General features: G+C 34.2%; 21 protein-coding genes. 4 read left to right on the forward strand and 17 right to left on the reverse strand.

What is annotated here, in order from left to right; all coding sequences use genetic code 11:
- Positions 1–78: 78 nt before the first annotated feature.
- From CS063_RS05920 to CS063_RS05930, 3 genes are all read right to left on the reverse strand, one after another.
- Positions 79–966: a DMT family transporter gene (locus CS063_RS05920; RefSeq protein ID WP_099448773.1), complete on the reverse strand. Its 888-nt coding sequence runs from the start codon at positions 964–966 to the stop codon at positions 79–81.
- Between the two features lie 168 nt (positions 967–1,134).
- Entirely contained in the window at positions 1,135–1,893 is a 759-nt protein-coding gene (surE, locus tag CS063_RS05925; RefSeq protein ID WP_099448774.1) for a 5'/3'-nucleotidase SurE, read from the reverse strand.
- Between the two features lie 64 nt (positions 1,894–1,957).
- Positions 1,958–2,491 (reverse strand): cysteine hydrolase family protein, encoded by a 534-nt coding sequence (locus CS063_RS05930; RefSeq protein WP_099448775.1) that lies wholly within the window; start codon positions 2,489–2,491, stop codon positions 1,958–1,960.
- Between the two features lie 125 nt (positions 2,492–2,616).
- Here CS063_RS05930 and CS063_RS05935 point away from each other — a divergent pair, with 125 nt between their 5' ends.
- Complete coding sequence (locus CS063_RS05935; protein ID WP_099448776.1) at positions 2,617–3,030, forward strand: Lrp/AsnC family transcriptional regulator; 414 nt, start codon at positions 2,617–2,619, stop codon at positions 3,028–3,030.
- Positions 3,031–3,040: 10 nt separating this feature from the next.
- Here the strand turns inward: CS063_RS05935 and CS063_RS05940 are convergent, their stop codons facing one another.
- From CS063_RS05940 to CS063_RS05950, 3 genes are read right to left on the reverse strand one after another with little or no spacing between them, the layout of a single operon-like run.
- A complete protein-coding gene (locus tag CS063_RS05940; RefSeq protein WP_099448777.1) occupies positions 3,041–3,688 on the reverse strand; it encodes an ABC-2 transporter permease in 648 nt (215 codons plus the stop codon).
- The gene (locus CS063_RS05945; RefSeq protein WP_099448778.1) at positions 3,682–4,584 is read right to left on the reverse strand and encodes an ABC transporter ATP-binding protein; all 903 of its coding nucleotides are present in this window, start codon (positions 4,582–4,584) and stop codon (positions 3,682–3,684) included. Before CS063_RS05945 ends, CS063_RS05940 begins: the two co-directional genes overlap by 7 nt.
- A 4-nt stretch (positions 4,585–4,588) precedes the next feature.
- The gene (locus tag CS063_RS05950) at positions 4,589–4,948 is read right to left on the reverse strand and encodes a GntR family transcriptional regulator (protein WP_330400984.1); all 360 of its coding nucleotides are present in this window, start codon (positions 4,946–4,948) and stop codon (positions 4,589–4,591) included.
- A 271-nt stretch (positions 4,949–5,219) separates the two neighbouring features.
- On the opposite strand from CS063_RS05950, the gene CS063_RS05955 reads away from it, so the two are divergent.
- Positions 5,220–7,178 (forward strand): diguanylate cyclase domain-containing protein, encoded by a 1,959-nt coding sequence (locus tag CS063_RS05955; RefSeq protein WP_099448780.1) that lies wholly within the window; start codon positions 5,220–5,222, stop codon positions 7,176–7,178.
- A gap of 60 nt (positions 7,179–7,238) precedes the next feature.
- Here CS063_RS05955 and CS063_RS05960 read toward each other — a convergent pair whose 3' ends face one another.
- From CS063_RS05960 to tkt, 6 genes are all read right to left on the reverse strand, one after another.
- On the reverse strand, positions 7,239–7,961 hold the full coding sequence (locus tag CS063_RS05960) for an amino acid ABC transporter ATP-binding protein (RefSeq protein WP_099448781.1): 723 nt from the start codon (positions 7,959–7,961) through the stop codon (positions 7,239–7,241).
- A gap of 13 nt (positions 7,962–7,974) precedes the next feature.
- Entirely contained in the window at positions 7,975–8,715 is a 741-nt protein-coding gene (locus CS063_RS05965) for an amino acid ABC transporter permease (RefSeq protein ID WP_099448782.1), read from the reverse strand.
- A 156-nt stretch (positions 8,716–8,871) separates the two neighbouring features.
- A complete protein-coding gene (locus CS063_RS05970; protein WP_099448783.1) occupies positions 8,872–9,666 on the reverse strand; it encodes a basic amino acid ABC transporter substrate-binding protein in 795 nt (264 codons plus the stop codon).
- 491 nt (positions 9,667–10,157) lie between these two features.
- Positions 10,158–10,466 (reverse strand): Dabb family protein, encoded by a 309-nt coding sequence (locus tag CS063_RS05975; protein ID WP_099448784.1) that lies wholly within the window; start codon positions 10,464–10,466, stop codon positions 10,158–10,160.
- Between the two features lie 15 nt (positions 10,467–10,481).
- Positions 10,482–11,168, reverse strand: a complete 687-nt coding sequence (locus CS063_RS05980) for an SDR family NAD(P)-dependent oxidoreductase (protein ID WP_099448785.1) — start codon at positions 11,166–11,168, stop codon at positions 10,482–10,484.
- 201 nt (positions 11,169–11,369) lie between these two features.
- Positions 11,370–13,352, reverse strand: a complete 1,983-nt coding sequence (tkt, locus tag CS063_RS05985; protein ID WP_099448786.1) for a transketolase — start codon at positions 13,350–13,352, stop codon at positions 11,370–11,372.
- Positions 13,353–13,509: 157 nt separating this feature from the next.
- Between tkt and CS063_RS05990 the strand changes: the two genes are divergently transcribed.
- A complete protein-coding gene (locus CS063_RS05990) occupies positions 13,510–14,547 on the forward strand; it encodes an AP2/ERF family transcription factor (RefSeq protein WP_099448787.1) in 1,038 nt (345 codons plus the stop codon).
- A 58-nt stretch (positions 14,548–14,605) separates the two neighbouring features.
- Here the strand turns inward: CS063_RS05990 and CS063_RS05995 are convergent, their stop codons facing one another.
- Both CS063_RS05995 and CS063_RS06000 read right to left on the reverse strand, forming a co-directional pair.
- Positions 14,606–15,688, reverse strand: coding sequence for a hypothetical protein (locus CS063_RS05995; RefSeq protein ID WP_099448788.1), 1,083 nt, complete (start codon positions 15,686–15,688; stop codon positions 14,606–14,608).
- 34 nt (positions 15,689–15,722) lie between these two features.
- Positions 15,723–16,379 carry a hypothetical protein gene (locus CS063_RS06000; RefSeq protein WP_099448789.1) on the reverse strand — a complete coding sequence of 219 codons (657 nt, stop codon included), beginning with the start codon at positions 16,377–16,379 and terminating at the stop codon, positions 15,723–15,725.
- A 136-nt stretch (positions 16,380–16,515) separates the two neighbouring features.
- Between CS063_RS06000 and CS063_RS06005 the strand changes: the two genes are divergently transcribed.
- The gene (locus CS063_RS06005; protein WP_099448790.1) at positions 16,516–17,337 is read left to right on the forward strand and encodes a rhomboid family intramembrane serine protease; all 822 of its coding nucleotides are present in this window, start codon (positions 16,516–16,518) and stop codon (positions 17,335–17,337) included.
- Between the two features lie 86 nt (positions 17,338–17,423).
- On the opposite strand, the gene CS063_RS06010 is transcribed toward CS063_RS06005, so the two are convergent.
- From CS063_RS06010 to CS063_RS06020, 3 genes are all read right to left on the reverse strand, one after another.
- The gene (locus CS063_RS06010; protein WP_099448791.1) at positions 17,424–17,915 is read right to left on the reverse strand and encodes a CarD family transcriptional regulator; all 492 of its coding nucleotides are present in this window, start codon (positions 17,913–17,915) and stop codon (positions 17,424–17,426) included.
- Positions 17,916–17,987: 72 nt separating this feature from the next.
- The gene (locus CS063_RS06015; protein WP_099448792.1) at positions 17,988–18,185 is read right to left on the reverse strand and encodes a cold shock domain-containing protein; all 198 of its coding nucleotides are present in this window, start codon (positions 18,183–18,185) and stop codon (positions 17,988–17,990) included.
- Between the two features lie 172 nt (positions 18,186–18,357).
- The gene (locus CS063_RS06020) at positions 18,358–18,750 is read right to left on the reverse strand and encodes a PadR family transcriptional regulator (protein ID WP_099448793.1); all 393 of its coding nucleotides are present in this window, start codon (positions 18,748–18,750) and stop codon (positions 18,358–18,360) included.
- Positions 18,751–18,754 lie beyond the last annotated feature (4 nt).

Below are 18,754 nucleotides of genomic sequence, written 5' to 3' on the forward strand. Positions count from 1 at the left end.
TAACGACAGGAGGCTTTCGAACTGTCCTATGCAATTTTCCTCATTAAGTATAGCTGTTTTAAAGCCATTGTGCAAGTGTTATCTACTTTCACCTCTGGCATGCATATATTCCGACAAAATAACACCTGCCATAATTAAAATAGCGCCTATCACTGTATATACTGTAATGACCTCTTTAAAAAACAACACTGCAAATAGTGTTCCAAATACAGATTCCATACATAAAATAATGGCTGCACGAGGTGCTGAAGTGTATTTTTGTCCTACAGTTTGGAATAAAAAGGCAATACAAGTACTAAATACACCTAAATAAAGAACGGGTATAAGCATCTGTTTACTTACTGCCTGTGGAATTGGTTCAAAAGGAATGGCAATCATAAAACCAAGCAGACAACATACTACCATTTGAATAACTGTTAGGCGAATAGGGTCTACCTTCTTAGCAAAATGACCAGTTGAAGTTATTTGTGCTGCAAAAGCAATGGCACATAAAATTCCTAATACCTCTCCGTAACCGATAGTTAAACCTGTAGCTGCATTGAAGTTTAAAAAGATAAATCCCAAAACAGCAATAAAGCTAGCAATTAAGTTATATTTTTTAATGGGCTCTTTAAATACTACCCTTACAAGAAATGGCACCATAATGACATTCAGTGCTGTTAAGAAAGCTAATTTACTCATCTCTAAATGAATGGCACCTACTGTTTGAAAGCCAAACCCAAGGAAAAGGAAAAGGCCTATTATACTCCCATATTTTATTTCTTCTTTTGTAAAGCCTCCAAGCTTCTTCCAAAAAATCAGTACCAATAATATACTGGCAATGGCAAATCTGGCAGCGATCATATAAAAAGGAGAAAGTGTATTTAAAGATTCTTTTACACCTATGAAGCCCCCTCCCCAAACTAAAGCTGTTATAAAAAGCATTAAATCTCCTACCCAAGCTGGGATTTTTTTAGTCTCTTTCATCACTTATTTCCACCCTTTAGCATCCTATTATAGTCCTTATACATAAACAATTTAGATGAAAGTATAGCATAATGTTTTTGTATTATAAAGCATTTTTATATTTTTATCATAAAAAAGTTTCAAATAAGTTCTATTTTAGCTAGACTCATTTGAAACCTTTTTTAGTGATTATTTTGCAAAAATTTTCTCTACCTTTTCTAATTCCTTAAAATGAGTAAAGTCAAATTGTAAAGGTGTCAAGGTCACATAGCCTTGTGATAAATAGTAGAGGTCTGCATCGTGTACCTTAATATTCTTATGAAGCCCTTTTAGGGTATAAATCTGCTCTCCATTTTCCTCAGTTATTTCATAACTTCCTTCATAAGTGGATTTGCCGAGTTTACAAACCTTAATCCCCTTTATCTTATTCATGGGCTGATCAGGAACGTTAAGATTGAGTACTCTCTCCCCTTTTAAGTAGTCCCTACCCACTTCCCTAATAATCTTAGCAGTCCACTCTGCGGCCTTACTATAATCCTCATCTTCTCGTGTCCAGTCCACCTCCATAGATACGGCAATGGCGGGTACCCCATAAATAGCTCCTTCAATAGCAGCCGATACAGTCCCCGAATAGAGTATATCTGTACCACAATTAAGTCCCCTATTAATACCAGATACAACTAAGTCAATCTTACCTTCACACAAGTTAAGTCCCATTTGTGTACAATCAGCTGGGGTCCCCACTACACTATAGACCTTACAATCTAATCCTTCTAATTTTTCTTCTTTCACACGTATTGGCATGTGAAGAGTAATGGCATGGCTTGATGCACTCTTCTGCTCCTTGGGTGCTACAATCGTTACATCATGCTCCTTTGAAAGTCTTTGAGCTAACGTATAAATGCCTCTAGCATCTACTCCATCATCGTTAGTAATAAGTAGTCTCATATTGCCTCCTTATGCTTTTAACTTTTTCTTTTATTATAGCATAGGAAGACCCATTCTTTAAGCCCTATAAGCCTTTCCATTCTTCTACTGTTAATACTTTACTAAATCGTGAGGCTTGAATAGCCAGAACTGTTTCATGAATCTCCTTGCTTTGCTTTTGTCCTCCTGGGGTATTTAAATGAATGGTTCCCGTGGCATCAGATAAAAACTCTACATAATAACCTAGGTGAAATGCCTCTCGTGCTGTAGTATCACAACACATATGAGTCATATACCCACTTATTACAACGGTATCAATTTGTTCTTTCTTTAAAATATCTTCAAGTTGAGTTTCATAGAAACTACTAGGCTTGTATTTCTCTATATAATAATCGTAAGATTTATTTTTTATCTGGTTGCAAATTTCCCAGGTTTTACTGCCTTTTTTAAAGCCACCTTGCATGCTACTGTGTTGTACCACAATAATCGGTATCCCTTGCGCCTTTGCAAAATCCATGGCTTCTAACACCTTATCTAAACTTCCTTTAGGATAGCTTACTAACATTTCATCTGTAAAATAAATATTTTGCATATCAATAACTAATAATGCTTTTTTCATTGTTTTTCCTCCTCTAACTATCTAATATTTATTTAATTTGTTATAATTATTTTAACTTTTTTATCACTTGATAGGTGAAAGAGTCTTTTGGTATTTATTTTAAAAATGAAAGGATTTTACCTTATATGCTTGATAATGTTGATTTTAAAATTATTGAGATTCTTCAAGAGGATGCACGTACTTCACTTAAAATGATTGGTGAGAAAGTTCACCTTACTCCTCAAGCTGTATCTAACCGTATCAATCGCCTTTATCATCTAGGCGTTATTACCCATTTTACGATTACAACGAACGAAAAACTCCTGGGTAGGTCTTTGCTTTTTTATGTCAATATCATAATGACCACCTCCGACCATCAGGCCTTTATTCATTTTATTCAGCATCAACCTGTTGTTAGAGAATGTTATCGTACAACAGGTCACAGCTGCTATTTAGCTAAAATATGTTGTGCTGATATGGAGGAAGTAAATACTTTTTTAGAGGAATTACTTCACTATGCTAATTATTCCTTAAACGCCTCTACTCTGCGTATTAAATAACCTGCTTTCTTTATTTAAATTCTTTCCTATTATAAATACCTCTACTCATACCATAAGAAATACCGTACAAAACAACTCCTATAAGAACTAAACTGGACATTATTTTAGTATGAAAGCCTTGCCTAATAATCGCTTGAAGTTGCTGACTATATTCACTACTAGACATCCCCATTAAAATAAAAGCCAGTACATAGCCTCCCATCATTACCCAGCGACTCTTAATGGCTCCAAAATAAAGTATAATCGGTAAAATAACCGCATTATAAATAAGAGCTATTGCAATTACTGTTAAAAGTAAATTTACTAAAACCTCCCCATTCCAGCTGCTTTGTACAACCATCCTTACAGTTAAACTCACCATCATCACTAACGTACTAATTAAAGTATATAAAAGAGGTCCTATATATTTAGCTAGGCACATCTCCTTACGTCCCACAGGAAGTGAACAAAGTAATACATCCATTTTATACTTTTCTTCATAAGCTAAAAGTCCATAGTTAAAGAGGTAACCAACAAGTATAGGTACAACAAGTAGCATCCCACCATTTCCCCAAGGCATTACTAAAGAAAAAATTAGTGCTACAAAAATCAAATTTTTCAAAGAACTTTTAATAAAAATCCAATCTTTTTTTAATAATTTTATAACACTTTCTAGCATTGTTTATTCCCTCCCCTTAGAGCTTTTTCTGTTACTACTTTTGAGTTATTATGAGATAAAAAAATCATAATTTCTTCTATAGTAGGTTTACTGTATTTGACTTCTTCTCCAAAGAGCTCGTAAGCTACCTTTTTATTCTTCAGAAGTGCCTCACTCCCAAAACTGTTTTCTCTTAGCCCTAGAAATTCCTTGCAAATGTCCCCCTTAAACAAAGCTTTTGGTCCCTTTACTAACGAATATTCATTAAGTAGAGTGTCTTTCTCACTATTTAACTTAATCTGTCCATCATTTATATAGACGATGTAATCTCCTGCTTTTTCAAGATCAGAGGTAATATGCGTAGAATAAAATATGGTTACTTCTTCATTCTGCATATGATCCATAAGAATATCTAAAATTTCATTACGTACTACCGGGTCTAATCCAGAAGTAGGTTCATCTAGTAAAATCAGTTTCGGATGGTGAGAAAGTGCCATTATCATCGCAAATTGCTTCTTTTGCCCCGTAGAAAGGTCTTTGTATTTTTGCTTTGAATTAAGATTAAAAAATTGCATATAGCTTTTATATAATACTTCATCCCAATTTTTATAAAATAAAGCTAACATATCTTTGATAGCCTCAAGAGGTGTTTCCTCTGGGTAACCTGTAGGTTCTCCTACGTATCCTATTTCTTGGTGAATACTCACACTACCTCCCTTTATGTTCTTCCCCAAAACTTCAATACTTCCTTCATCAAGCTGAAGCATATCTAAAATTAACTTAATAGTTGTCGTTTTTCCTGCTCCATTCTCTCCAATAAACCCTGTCATATAACCTTGCCTTATTGCTAGTTTAGGAATATTTAATTCAAAGTCCCCCAAGCGTTTTCTTACATTATTAAAAGTAACTGCATACATCTTACTACGCCTCCTCAAAAATTATTTTTAAACGTTCCTGTAAATCCTCTAAGTTCATCCCTATACCTTTAGCTGCTAAAACTATCCCTTCCAACTGGTCTTCTATTTGACTGATTTGACTTTCACGTAATCGCTCTGTATTTACCATAGATACATAGGTTCCTTTTCCTAGAGCGGTTGCTACAAAACCTTCTATTTCTAATTCTTCATACGCCCTTTTAACAGTAATAATGCTAACTTTAAGTTCTTTTGCCATCATCCGAATGGATGGTAATAATTCTCCTTGCTTTAGTTCGCCACTTAAAATAAGTTTTTTAATTTGGTTCGTGATTTGTTCATAAAGCGGCATTGAACTATCACTCATAATAATAATATCCATACTTCACCTAGCCTTTTCTCAAACAAGTTATTCATTATCAGTTAACCTCTTCAAAAGTACCTATCTGTATATATTATATATATACAGTATAGTACACTTTTTCTTTTCATATGTCAATCCTAAACATTTTCTTCTTTTTCTAATACTTGTGCCTCTTTCCGCCCTACTTTTTTACTATTAATTATTGTATAATTAAGATGTATTTCTCTAATAAGAAAAATCCTTTTTATTCAAAAAAGGATTGGAGGTAAATAAAATGTCTAAAGGTAGTAGAGCACATTATAACATTGGTTTTTTTACCACAGGCGTTGAACTTGAATATTCTCATATGCTCATTCAAACCGTTATGAAGGTAGCTGTGGAATATAATGTTAATCTCATTAGCTTTTTAGGTGGTTCACTTAATCCTGATTTTACTCTTGATCATTCTAAATACCAATATCAATACAATGTAGCCTTTGACTACGCTCATGCAGAAAATCTAGATGGTATCATCCTCGTTTCAGGTGTTCTATCTTCCTTTTTAACCCCTACAGAATTTAGTCATTTCTACTCCAAGTACTCCCCTCTACCTATGGTAAGTTTAGGTACCTATATCAAAAGTTTACCTAGTGTTTATACGGATAATAAAGAAGCTTTTAAAACCATTGTCTCTCATCTTATCAAAAGCCATAACCGTAAACGGATTGCTTTCATCACTGGTCCAAGTAGCAATCGTGATGCTCTTGATCGTTATGCTGGTTATATTGATGCCCTCACTGAAAATGGATTAAACTTTCAGCCTGAACTCATACATATTGGGGATTTTACCCCTCAATCTGCTATTGATGCTGTTGAGGTTTTTTTAGATAAACGTCATTTAGACATTGATGCTATTGTTTGTGCCAATGACTCTATGGCTTTAGCTGCTCTTAATGAATTAGAACGTCGTCAAATCAAGGTTCCTCAGCAAATTTCTTTAACAGGTTTTGATAATATCAGTAGCTCCATGTACGCTGTACCTAGTCTTACCTCTATCCAACAGCCCTATGAAGCCTTTGCTAAAGAAGCCTTTCACATCCTATTTGACCTGATTCATACTCAGCCAGCTAACAATAAACTTATTCCTTCCCAGCTTGTACTAAGAGATTCTTGTGGACAACATATCAATTCGCCTGAAGAGGAGCTTAATGCTCTTACTAATCTGCATTATTTCTTTAATACAAGACTCAAATATGCTGGTAAACAGATGGACCGTTCTCAAAGTAATTTTTCTTCTATACGCCAAATACTACTACGTATGACTTCCACTATTTTTGATAAAAAAGCACAACTAGAAGCCTTAATTCCAGACTTGATAAGCTGTGGTATCCATTCCTGCATGGTTTACTTATATCCTACCGAAATACCTCATCATCTAAATGTCAAATGGCAAATGCCATCTACTGTTTATCTTTATATGGGATACGTTAATAAGGAGCCACTTACTTTAAATCTGGACCCTATACCAGTTTCTCCTATGCAAATTACAACCTATGGCTTTGCAGGACGTGAAACTCCCTATGCCATTTCTGTTCATCCTATTTTCTTTTCTAATGAACAGCTAGGTGTTATTGTCTTAGAGCTTGCTCCTGAAAATTATTATTTAATTGAAACACTTACAATCGAAATTGGTTGTGCAATTAAACTCTCTTCTATCTTTGCTTCTCAAAAATGTATCGAAAAAAAATTAGAAACACTTTCTCAGACAAATGAACTCACAGGGCTTTTAAATAGACGTGGTTTTTTTAATAGTGCTGAAGAAAAATATAAACTTTTCAAGAAACAACACTTAAAAGGTATCCTCTTCTTTGCGGACATGGATGGTCTTAAAATGATTAATGACACCTATGGACATCATGAAGGTGATTTTGCAATTTCCTCCATGGCCAATATTCTACGTGAAACGTTTAGTTCAGAAGACATTATCTCTCGCATGGGTGGAGATGAGTTTACTATCTTCTGCATTAATAAAGATAGCTCCTTTATTGAGAGTGTTTCTGCCCACATTCAGAACCTTTGTAATAACTTTAATAATTCTTCCCATAAACCCTATGAACTCTCTATCTCCATAGGTGCCTTGCCTTTCACTTCTGATGAAAATGCTACATTAGAAAGCCTCTTATCAAGAGCTGATAAACTACTCTATTCCCAAAAACAAATACGTAAAAAAAGAAAGCTAGAGAAACAGGAATAACCCCTGTTTCTCTAGCTTTCTTTAGGTTTAACTACCTATTCTTTTTTCAAATAATAGCTATTATAGCACCTTACTCAGGAAAAGCTTAGTACGTTCTTCCTTTGGATTTTCAAAAACTTCTTTTGGATTACCTTGCTCTAAAATCTTACCTTCATCCATAAAAAGCAGTCTTGTGCCTACTTCTTTAGCAAATCCCATTTCATGAGTAACGATCATCATCGTCATTCCCTCATTAACAAGTTCTTTAATAACTTCTAATACTTCTTTTACCATCTCAGGATCTAAAGCTGAGGTTGGCTCATCAAACAACATTACCTCTGGATTCATAGCTAGAGATCTTGCTATAGCAATACGCTGTTTCTGTCCACCTGATAAACGATTAGGATACTCATTTGCCTTTTCTCTAAGTCCTACTTTGTCTAGAAGGTTATATGCCACTTGCTCTGCTTCTTTCTTAGACAATCCCTTTAGCTTCATAGGTGCCAAAGTAATATTTTCTAATACGGTCATATGAGGGAATAAGTTAAAGTGTTGAAAAACCATCCCTACCTTTCTTCTAATAAGATTAATGTCCATATTTTGGTCAGTAATATCTACATCACCAACAAGGATCTGCCCACTAGTGGGTTCTTCCATATAATTAATACAGCGTAAATAAGTGGATTTTCCTGAGCCAGAAGGTCCAATAATAACAACGACTTCTCCCTTATTCACATAATCCGTAATGCCTTTTAATACTTCTAGGTTACCAAAGCTCTTGTGTAAGTTATTTATTTTTATCATTCTCTCCACTCCTCTACCTTGAACTATTTAGCTTTTTTTCAACGCTACGCATAATTTTTGTAAATATACCAGTCATGAGTAGATAACATAAAGCTACAATAATAAGTGGTAAGGAAGCATTCATGGTACGACTAATAATGATATTACCTGCTTTCATTAAGTCTAATCCACCAATAAAGCTAACGATAGCTGTTTCTTTTATCAAAACAACAAACTCACTTACAATGGTTGGAAGCATTTGCCTAAAAGCCTGAGGCATAATGATGTAACGCATTGTATCAATATATTTAAGTCCTAAAGAGCGACCAGCTTCCATTTGCCCTTTATCAATGCCCATAATCCCTGCACGGATAATCTCTGACATATAGGCCCCACTATTTACACCAAAAGCAATTCCCCCTACAACAATACGAGGAATTGAAGATTGTCCAAACATAACACTCCACATAAAAATAATTTGTACTACAACAGGTGTTCCACGGATAACATCTACGTAAAGCTTTGCAATAAATTTTAAAATCTTTTCTACCCACTTTAAAATAAAGCCTAAAACGCCAGGACGCTTAGGAAACTGGCAGATTTGAATAATAGCTACAACAATACCAATCAAAATCCCTATTAATGTGGCAATGGCTGTTAAACCTAATGTCCATAACATCCCTTGAATAAGGAGATTGTAAAATTTTTGTTCCATAAAAGCCCTAAAAAACGCTACTGTTTGTTCTCCTAAAAATGCAGCTAACATTTCTTGCATAAACTCTCCCTTTCTCATTTTTTGTCATTTTAGTATTATTATACAGCATAACCCATAATTATTCTATGTGTATTTATTTTTTATTCTGAATTTATGCTTATATAGATAAAGAGGGGATTCTAATAGAATCTCCTCTTTTATTTGCTAATCTCTTTCTTACTCAGTAAAATAAGTAGCTAATGCTTTATCATATTCTCCATTTTCTTTCATTTCTTTAATCGTCTCATTAATAGCTGTTAAAAGTTCTGTATCACCTTTACGTACTGCAATAGCGTATTCCTCTTCTACGAAAGGTGCCTCAATAACTTTAACATCCGATTGTCCTTCTACAAGCTTTTTGGCTGGTTCTGCATCAATAACAACTGCATCTACTTTGCCTGCTTTAAGATCCATTACTGCAAGAGGTCCTTTATCAAAGGAAATCACTTCGATGCCTTCTGTCATACTTACAAATAAGTCTCCTGTTGTACCAAGTTGTACTCCCACTTTTTTACCCACTAAATCGTCTGCTGTTTGAATCTCATTATTATCTGCTTTAACAATAATAGCTTGCTTAGACTTGAAATATTTGTCTGAAAAATCCACTTGTGCCTCACGTTCAGGATTGACACTCATTCCTGCTGCAATAAAGTCAATTTGTTTATTGTTAAGTGCTACAATAAGTGAGTTAAATTCCATGTCCTCAATTTTTAGTTCTTTACCCATTTTAGCTGCAACAGCTTTAGCAATCTCAACATCAAAACCAACTACCTCTGAGCCTTCACGGTACTCAAAAGGTTCAAATTCTGCATTCGTTCCCATTACTATATAATTTTTTTCTTCTGATGGTGATGCACTGGCTACTCCTGGTTCAGCCTCATTTTTCTTTGCACCACAACCTGCCATTAAACCTATACTTAAAACACCTATTCCTACTAATGCTATAACTTTTATTAATTTATTTGCCTTCATCTTAAAACCTCCCTATTTTTTATCTATTCCTATTTCACTTCATTTTTAATACATAAACCATCTATATGCATCATTATACATATTGATGAATAATTAGTCAATACTTATTTTTGATTCTTTTTCATGCTTTGGTAAGAGGCCTTATTCTATCAAGCCCTAGAGACTCATAAATTATGAGTTTTTTATCCTTTTTATCCCCATTTTTATCACCATAGTGTTAACATAATCTTCCTATAATTATTTTTGAACCTGTGGATAATGTGTATAACTTTGTGCATAACTTGAAAACACGTTAAATTTTTTACCCCCACCTGTGGATATCATGTTTGTTATAGGAATTACGTTAAAATTTTATGTAAAAAGGTGAAGAAAATTCTCCTTTATATTTCAGAATTATATATTTTTAGTAAAAAATTGTATTTTTTATAAAGTGCATAAAATAAATCCCACTCTTTTAGGATTTTTATCTCCATAGAGGGGATTTATTGAGATTATTCTACACAATAATCTGTTACAACACGGCTAATTGTCACTTGCCTCACTAATTCATTTGCTACTTCTAGATGTTTTGGATGCGCTTGGTAATACTCTAATGCTTCTTTATTATCAAACACACTATAAAGTACGACATCATAAGCTGCATCACCTGTATTAAAGTTTATACCTACTTCTATCTCTTGCAAGCCTTTGATCTGCCCTTTTAAACCTTCTAGAGCATTTTTCATTTTTATCATAACCTCTTGTTTTGTACCATGGACTTCATGCTCCTTGACCTTCCACATGACAATATGTTTAACCATTATCTCTTCTCCTCATTAGATATTCTCTACACCATAGCCTGCATAATCTACTATTTTGGTAGTAGAAATTTGTTTATTAGCTAGAGAAATCTCATAGGTATCAAAAGAACCTGCTTCAATTTCTTCAAAGGCCTTGATATACATACTACACATTTCTTCTACTTTAATATCTTGCTTGGTATAAATATTCTCTTCGTTATTTAAATAACGCATAATCTTAATCCCCCATTCAGGATCCTCAAGATAAACTTCTTTTAAGATTCTTTCAATCATAGTCTTTGCGGTTCCATAAAGTGTAGTTCCTGCACCATTATCCCCATAAAAACCTTCTGATGAACTAAATACCATTTTTTTAGTATTGTATTTACTCATCACCTTGCAAAGCATAAGTGTACTTGTAAGGTTGGTATGATAATATGTAATAGGTTTGCGTTTATAATCACCTGTTGATTTAATTCCAGCAAAGTGAATGACACCTTCTATTTCATTTTCTTTAAAAATACGTGCTACCATATCTTCATGCTCTAAATCCATTGCATAAAGTTTAAAGTCATGTCCACTTTGTTCACGAATATGAGTTAAAGTTTGAGCTGTAGAAGTTAAAAAATTATCTACTATAATCACTTCATATCCTCTTTTTAATAATTCAATACATACATGTGAGCCTGTAAAACCTGCTCCTCCTGTTACTAAAACTGCCATATATCCTACCTCACTTTATTTTATATTTTATTTTGAAAGATAGCGTTTCTTTTATAAACTCACACTAATTTTATCATATAAACCAAAAATTGTAAGCCTATTTAGTAGATTTTTTTGCAAAATATAAATAACTTCAAAAAAGTCTACTTTATTTCTCAAAAAAAGAGTTGTCCCTCCTTTTAGGACAACTCTTTTTGAATATTATGCTAGAACTTCTTTAGCTACTTTTACAACATTGGCTACTGTAAAACCTTTTTTCTCAAAAATCACACCTGCTGGTGCGGATTCACCAAAGGTATCAAGGGCAATGACACGGCCTTCAAAGCCTGTATATTTATGCCAACCAAAAGAAGCTGCTGCTTCAATAGCCACTCTTTTTGTTTTGTGAGGAGGAAGAATAGACTCTTTATAGGTTTGAGATTGTTCCTCGAATACATCCATTGACGCCATACTAATTGCTGCTGCTTTTACGCCTTCTTTTTCAAGTTCTTTTACAGCTTCTACTGCAAGCTGTACTTCTGAGCCTGTTCCAATCAGAATAATATCTGCATCCTTTGGCTCACAACCTGCTACAGCGTAAGCACCTTTTTTAGCTTCTGCTCCTGTTTTTTCAAGGTAAGGTAGGTCTTGTCTTGAAAGAACGATAGCTACTGGTTCTGTTTTGCTGTTTAAGGCATATTCCCAAGCTGCTACTGTTTCTTTTGCATCAGCCGGCCTAAAAGTTACCATGTTAGGTGTACTACGAAGCATAGCAAGTTGTTCAATAGGCTGATGAGTTGGTCCATCTTCTCCTACCCCAATGCTATCATGTGTGAGTACATAAATAACAGGAAGCTTCATAAGTGCTGCAAGACGCATAGGATTTTTCATATAATCGCTAAATACAAAGAAGGTTGAGCAGAAGGTTTTAAGTCCCCCATGTACTCTGATACCATTTGCAATAGCTCCCATTGCATGCTCACGAATACCAAAGTGTAGATTTTGTCCTGTATAATCTTCCGCACTAAAATCTCCTTTACCATTCATATAGGTTTTTGTAGAAGGTGCAAGGTCAGCTGAACCACCTAATACATTAGGTACAGCTTTTACCATTTCATTAATGACTTCAAAAGAAGCGACGCGAGTTGCTTTTTTCCCTGCTGGATCTGCATATTTCGCATAAAGCTCTTCTAAAGAAACTTCTTCATCTGCATGCCAGCTCTTCCATTCGCTTGCAAGCTCTGGATAAGCCTTTGCATAGTTTTCAAATAAGGCATTCCACTTAGCTTCTTCAGCCACACCTTTTTGAATAATACTTTCCATATGTGTTTTTACTTCTTCATCTACAAAGAATTCCTCTTCATGATGCCCAAGGAAGGTTCTCATTTCTTTAATATTGTCTATACCTAGTGGTTCACCATGAGCGGCTGCTTTACCTTGTTTAGCAGGACAACCGTAGCCAATTTGTGTTCTAATTTCAATAAGGCTTGGCTTAGTTTGGTTGGCTTTAGCTGCTTTTAAGGCTGCTCCTATAGCTTCTATATCATTACCATCTTCTACAAGGAAAGTCTCAAAGCCTTGTGCTTCAAAACGTGCTCTTACATTTTCTCTAAAAGCAATATCTGTATTTCCTTCAATAGTAATATTATTGGAATCATAAAGCACAATAAATTTACCAAGCTCTAATGTACCTGCAAGTGCAGCTGCTTCATAAGAAATACCTTCCATGAGACAACCATCACCTACTAAAGCATAGGTATAGTGGTCTACAATATCATAGCCTTCCTTATTAAAATGAGTGGCTAAGTATTTTTCTGCCATTGCCATACCTACACCTGTTGCTATCCCTTGTCCAAGTGGACCTGTTGTAGTTTCTATCCCTACAGTATGCCCATACTCTGGGTGACCAGGTGTTAGACTTCCTTCTTGACGGAAATTCTTTAAATCTTCTATTGTAATCCCATAGCCGAATAAATGAAGTAATGAATAAAGTAGCGCTGAACCATGTCCTGCTGAAAGAATAAAACGGTCTCTATTTTCCCATTTAGGTGATTTAGGATTGTGTTTAAGGTGTTCTGCCCATAGAGTGTATGCCATTGGTGCTGAACCTAATGGTAAACCAGGGTGACCTGAGTTAGCCTTTTGTACAGTTTCTGCTGCCAAAACGCGAATGGTATTAATCGACTGCTCTTTAATCTTGCTCATTATATCTTTTTCCTCCTTAGGGTATTAGGTACAAAAAAATCATACTTTTACATTATACCTCTTTTTTTTCTTCATGTATATGACAATTTATGATACTATTAAAATTAGAAATTCTTATGTTTTCTATTTATTCCTATTCAATAAGGAGGGTGATTTTATGCCTTACATTTATCCTATCTTGCAAAATGGACAAACTGTTTATAGACTTTACTTTGTCCACCATGCTAAAAAGCTTTATTTAGGCTACTACAAGACAGAGTCTGATGCACAAGCTGCCTTAAAAGAAGCCCAGACCATTATGCAAGGTAACTTTTCACTCCTAGATTATACTCCTTATTATATTCCTTTTAAGAAATACATATCCCTTTGTAATTTTAGAGATAACAAAGTTTATATAAAAAATCCTATTTATATTTATCCTCGCTACTTTTGCTACTTCTTATCTCCTTCTTTAAAATTAACTTTTGATATGAAGGAACTCATGTATTTTTCTTCTTATAAAATTTTTAAGCGTGGAAATTATATTTATACGCAGGATGCTATTACTCAGCAGAGCATCCTTTCTCGCTTTGGCATCCCTCCCCACTCTGTTATGGGTGTTGATTATCGCTTTAAAAATGAAGACTGTTATGATTTTCGTGCTGAAAATCTCGAAATCTTTAATAGCTATAAAGGTGTTAGTAAGGAAGAAGCCCATGGTCAAATTTTTTATAGTGCCCGCATTTTTGTGAAGCATAATCTGATTATCGGTCATTATCAAACAGAGTTAGAAGCTGCTATTGCTTATAACAAAGCCATAGACCTATTAAAGAGTAAAGGGTTCACACGGGATTACATTAAAAATGAAATTGCCTATCTTACTTTACCCGAATACAAAGAAATCTATGACCGACTTTCTATCTCTCCTGTCTTGCTTACAGGCAATCAAAGAAAACGAGTTACTTCTTTCAAAAAATACCGTGGCATTTCTAAAGATAAAAGTGGTTTTAGGGCAAGTATTGGTTATAAATCAAAACAGTTTTATTTAGGTATTTATCCTACTGAAAAAAGAGCAGCTCAAGCTTATAACTTTGCTTCTTTTTATCTGTATGGGCATAATGGGCATGTTAACCCCACTGTTCCTACTATTTATGAGGCCGATACACAAAAAATTGCCTCCTATCTTAAGAAATATGATCTTAAAAATAAAGTATAAAAGGAGATTGCTTTTCCAGCTTATACTAAGCTTTGGAAGCAATCTCCTCATTTTTTGTTTACATTTCTTTTGTTGTTTTTTTTGTCTTGTCTCTTTTTTGCTCAATACTACCTTGAGTAGGCTGTTCTAATGCCTGTTTTAAAGGTACTATATAGAGCTGTTCATTTTCTAACTGATAAACATGGTAAGCTACCTTAGAACTTTTTACCCTTGCACCCTTTAAAAGATGTCCCTGCATCGGACGTAGCAAAGTGGGTTCTATACAATTCATTCCCATTAGAACTCCTATATATTGCTCATAAGGTGATAAATCATAAGCCTTTTCTAAAAGATTTGCTGCAAGAGGGAGCTCTGGTGTAATCTCTAAGATTTCTACACCCTTATTGGCTTTTACACCATAGCAAATAGTATATAAGCCAACGCTATTTAGTTCTTTTACAAGCTTTTTATTATAACGATTAATCTTTTGAAGCATCGTTTTAGAAAGACTTGTAGTTGTTGTAAGGCTCATTAAATGTCCTTCTTCATCGTAGCATTCTTCTACTGGATTATAAAAAACCACATTGTTTTTATTATCTACTAGCCCCACACAAATAATTTTAGTACTATACTGACGAATAGGTTGAAGAATAAAACTATTGATTTTTTCATTCATTTCAAGAATCTCTTCTGCTAGCTCTGATTGATTAAATAATTCTACTGTTTCAATGCGATCTTCATACTCTTTAACTAGTTTAAAGGGTAAATTGATTTCATCGATACGATTAAAGGTATCCCCTTTATTATCTTGGTAATAGGTATCTCTATAAGGAACCTCTAGCTCAGTTACTAGCTCTAGTATTTTCTTTGGACTACTAAGTATACCCATAGAGTCCTTTTGAGGATAACTAGCTGCTTCTAACTTAAGCGTACAGTCTGTCAGTGTGTTAAAAACAACTGCATCCACTCTTAGGCTTAATTTTTTAATATTTTCACTTGTAAAAGCAGCAATCATATGTTCATTTGCATAAGTAGCTCCTAAGCAGTTAATGCGAGGATCTAATAAAGTCGTAGCCATCCCTTTTTTGGCAGCTTCTGCCATAAACAGTAAAGCTCCCATACCGCCGCCTACTATACCTATTTTATTTATTGTTTTTTCCATATTTCTTCTCTTCTCACTTTCTTTATAACACTTCCTAGTCTACTAAATAATCTACCATATTGGCAGCCTTTGTAACATCCTTAGCTGTAGCTGTAATACCAATTACCATTTCTTCATGCTCATCAATACCTGCTAAATGAGCTAATTTGGGAACCTTAATTCCCCAAATATGTTCTTCCATCTCCCGTTCTTCACCATTCCTATCCACAGCCGTCACATCTCCAGTACGAATGACTTCATGGGATTTTATTATCTCTGCTAACTCTGGAATTTCATCTAAAGGGATAAACATACTCCCTGCACTATTGGCCAAATTCTGCTTAAAGGTATCTGTAGGAAGTACCAAAATATCTAGCTCCTTGGATTGCATCATTACCATGATTTTTTGTTGCATAACCATAACTAGTTCACTCATCATATTCCAATCGATAGCCGTTACAAAAAGTCCTGTATTAAACTCTTCCTTATAACGTGTCATCTCATTATCTAAATCATCATTCGTGATAAGTCCTCCCGCAATAGTAATATCTACCTCATTTACTTCACGTGGCTTTAACATATTAACCAAAAGTCCCCCTACTAAAATAACTGCTATCACTATAGCAAGGGCTGGTCTTCTATAGTATTCCCATAAATACCAAATTTTTTCATTTCTACTTAGTTCCTTAAAGTCCTTACCATACTTTTCCATCTTTTCTTCTCCCTGCTTACTTTATTCCCCTTTGACTAATGAAAAGAGTGTGTTATACTGATATCAACATTTTAACCTATTATAAATAATAATGCAGTAAAAATATATTATTTTTATGAATATTGCAGGAGGAACTATGAATTTTTTAGACAAAATGGAACGTAAATGGGGACGATTTGCCATTCCTAATCTGATGCTTTATATTCTACTAGGAAATGGGATTGTTTTCTTACTCTATCATCTAATGGGACCACAAATTGAATTTTTACTTGCTTTTAATTGGCAAGCTGTTTTACATGGACAAGTCTGGCGACTTATTACCTTTATTTTCATCCCTAATAGCTACAGTATTATCTGGTTTATCTTTATGGCCTTTTTATACTATTCTATTGGTAGTGCCCTTGAACATGCTTGGGGAACCTTTAAATTTAATGTTTATTACTTTACAGGTGCTCTACTTACCATGATTGCATCTGGCGTACTGGGTGGTTTTGGTACGACTTACTATATTAATCTTTCTTTATTTTTAGCCTATGCTACTTTATTTCCTAATGTTCAATTTTTACTTTATGGTCTTATTCCTGTTAAAGTAAAATATCTTGCTTATTTAGATGTAGCTCTTTTATTATTTGAATTTATCCAGCAGGGACTTGCAGGTAAAGCACTTATTATTATTTCCTTATTTAACTATATCCTTTTCTTTGGAAGCACCTTAACAAGAGGGCGTCAAACAGCTACACAAAAACAATTTAATAAAACAAAACGTGCTCAAAGCAGCACTCAGAGACACTATAAATCAAGTTCAAGTGAACCCATCCAAGTAGCTTTCCATAAATGTCATATATGTGGCAAAACAGAGCTTACTCATCCCGACATGGATTTTCGCTACTGCTCTAAATGTAATGGTAACTATGAATACTGTATGGAGCATCTTAAAAACCATACACACGTTGAATAAAAAAGTCCTTAAAAAATTATTCCTAGTTAAAATGAACCCTATGAGTAAGACATTTCTAAAAGAGTGTCTAGTCCATAGGGTTCATTTTATATGTTTTTTTCTAATAGCTTATTAATAATTTTTTCTGCTTTTTCGGTAGAAATAGCTTTAATATTAGAAAATTCATCTAATAAAAGTCTTTTAGCTTGTGATAAAATGTTCCTCTCCATATTGTTAAGTGTTTTTATCGTTTCCATACAACTTAAATCTCTAACCACTTCACTGCAGCTCATAAAAGAACCTGAAAGAAGCTTTTCTTGATTTTGCTTGATTCTTTTCTTGATATCTATTGAATAATCGATATCTACTTCTTTTTTAAACAAAATATTCTCTACCTTATCTGCTTCTTCTAGGGTATTCATCCTTCTAAAACCAGATTTATGAATTTTTTCTGTAGGCACCATCATGAGTACATTTTGGTCTTTCATTTGTATAATCACATATTCTCTTGACTCACCAAGCATGGTTCTTACCTCTATGGCTTCAACCACTCCACTCCCTCTCATAGGACAAAAAACAACTTCACCAACTTTAAACATTATTCTACCTCCATTCGTTTTATTTTATAAAAAAGCAGGTAGAACTACTGTCCTACCTGCTTACTCACAAGTTTATGCTCTTACAACATTTTCTGCTTGTTCACCACGAGCACCTTTTGTAATATCAAAGTTAACTCTTTGACCTTCTTCAAGTGATTTAAAACCATCACCTTGAATAGCTGAAAAGTGTACGAATACATCATTTCCACTTTCTCTTTGAATAAAACCAAAACCTTTTTCTGCGTTAAACCATTTAACTGTACCTGTCATTTATAGGTACCTCCTATTATGAATTTTTTGTATACATCATTAAACAAAAAAATTCACATGCAATTACAAATTATATACGCGTCTATATAATCTCTAATTACATGTGAAATCTATAAATGTTTACTGTATATATCTATAGATTATATCACCTTTTTCACCCTAAGTCAAATATTTATTTCTTATTTTTTTCTATCTCTGGAGTGAATGGTTCAAGTCGTGTAATAATATCTTTAATCCCTTCATTGTATTGACGAAGTGTATGTATCCAGTTACCTATACATTGGCGCCCTTCCTCTGTAATAGAAAAAACTCGTTTTCCTATAGCTGCTCTCGTTTCTGCCTCTACATAAGATTTCACCAAGCCTCGCTTTTCCATATCACGTAGTATACGATAAATGCCTGTTGCATCCGGTGAATTTCCTTGCCATATAGTTGTTTGACTAATTTTTTCTATCAAATTATACCCATGATTGGGACCTTCACATAAGCTTGCAAGAATAATGGGTTGTATAAATCGCACTAATGTACTTCCTTTGCAAGCACATTTGCTATCTATCTCTTTCATACTC

Source organism: Sporanaerobium hydrogeniformans, assembly GCF_002735925.1.
In the GTDB taxonomy this organism is placed as follows: domain Bacteria; phylum Bacillota; class Clostridia; order Lachnospirales; family Cellulosilyticaceae; genus Sporanaerobium; species Sporanaerobium hydrogeniformans.

Coding starts and splice junctions, on each gene's coding strand:
- CS063_RS05970 (WP_099448783.1), bottom strand. CDS start 9,666: ATGAAGGCAAATAAATTAATAAAAGTTATAGCATTAGTAGGAATAGGT.
- CS063_RS05950 (WP_330400984.1), bottom strand. CDS start 4,948: ATGAGTGATAGTTCAATGCCGCTTTATGAACAAATCACGAACCAAATT.
- CS063_RS05945 (WP_099448778.1), bottom strand. CDS start 4,584: ATGTATGCAGTTACTTTTAATAATGTAAGAAAACGCTTGGGGGACTTT.
- CS063_RS05965 (WP_099448782.1), bottom strand. CDS start 8,715: ATGCAAGAAATGTTAGCTGCATTTTTAGGAGAACAAACAGTAGCGTTT.
- CS063_RS06010 (WP_099448791.1), bottom strand. CDS start 17,915: ATGTTTAAAGTTGGTGAAGTTGTTTTTTGTCCTATGAGAGGGAGTGGA.
- CS063_RS05940 (WP_099448777.1), bottom strand. CDS start 3,688: ATGCTAGAAAGTGTTATAAAATTATTAAAAAAAGATTGGATTTTTATT.
- CS063_RS06005 (WP_099448790.1), top strand. CDS start 16,516: ATGAATTTTTTAGACAAAATGGAACGTAAATGGGGACGATTTGCCATT.
- CS063_RS05990 (WP_099448787.1), top strand. CDS start 13,510: ATGCCTTACATTTATCCTATCTTGCAAAATGGACAAACTGTTTATAGA.
- CS063_RS06015 (WP_099448792.1), bottom strand. CDS start 18,185: ATGACAGGTACAGTTAAATGGTTTAACGCAGAAAAAGGTTTTGGTTTT.
- surE (WP_099448774.1), bottom strand. CDS start 1,893: ATGAGACTACTTATTACTAACGATGATGGAGTAGATGCTAGAGGCATT.
- CS063_RS05920 (WP_099448773.1), bottom strand. CDS start 966: ATGAAAGAGACTAAAAAAATCCCAGCTTGGGTAGGAGATTTAATGCTT.
- CS063_RS05980 (WP_099448785.1), bottom strand. CDS start 11,168: ATGGCAGTTTTAGTAACAGGAGGAGCAGGTTTTACAGGCTCACATGTA.
- CS063_RS05935 (WP_099448776.1), top strand. CDS start 2,617: ATGCTTGATAATGTTGATTTTAAAATTATTGAGATTCTTCAAGAGGAT.
- CS063_RS05955 (WP_099448780.1), top strand. CDS start 5,220: ATGTCTAAAGGTAGTAGAGCACATTATAACATTGGTTTTTTTACCACA.
- CS063_RS06020 (WP_099448793.1), bottom strand. CDS start 18,750: ATGAAAGAGATAGATAGCAAATGTGCTTGCAAAGGAAGTACATTAGTG.
- tkt (WP_099448786.1), bottom strand. CDS start 13,352: ATGAGCAAGATTAAAGAGCAGTCGATTAATACCATTCGCGTTTTGGCA.
- CS063_RS05975 (WP_099448784.1), bottom strand. CDS start 10,466: ATGGTTAAACATATTGTCATGTGGAAGGTCAAGGAGCATGAAGTCCAT.
- CS063_RS05960 (WP_099448781.1), bottom strand. CDS start 7,961: ATGATAAAAATAAATAACTTACACAAGAGCTTTGGTAACCTAGAAGTA.
- CS063_RS05930 (WP_099448775.1), bottom strand. CDS start 2,491: ATGAAAAAAGCATTATTAGTTATTGATATGCAAAATATTTATTTTACA.
- CS063_RS06000 (WP_099448789.1), bottom strand. CDS start 16,379: ATGGAAAAGTATGGTAAGGACTTTAAGGAACTAAGTAGAAATGAAAAA.
- CS063_RS05995 (WP_099448788.1), bottom strand. CDS start 15,688: ATGGAAAAAACAATAAATAAAATAGGTATAGTAGGCGGCGGTATGGGA.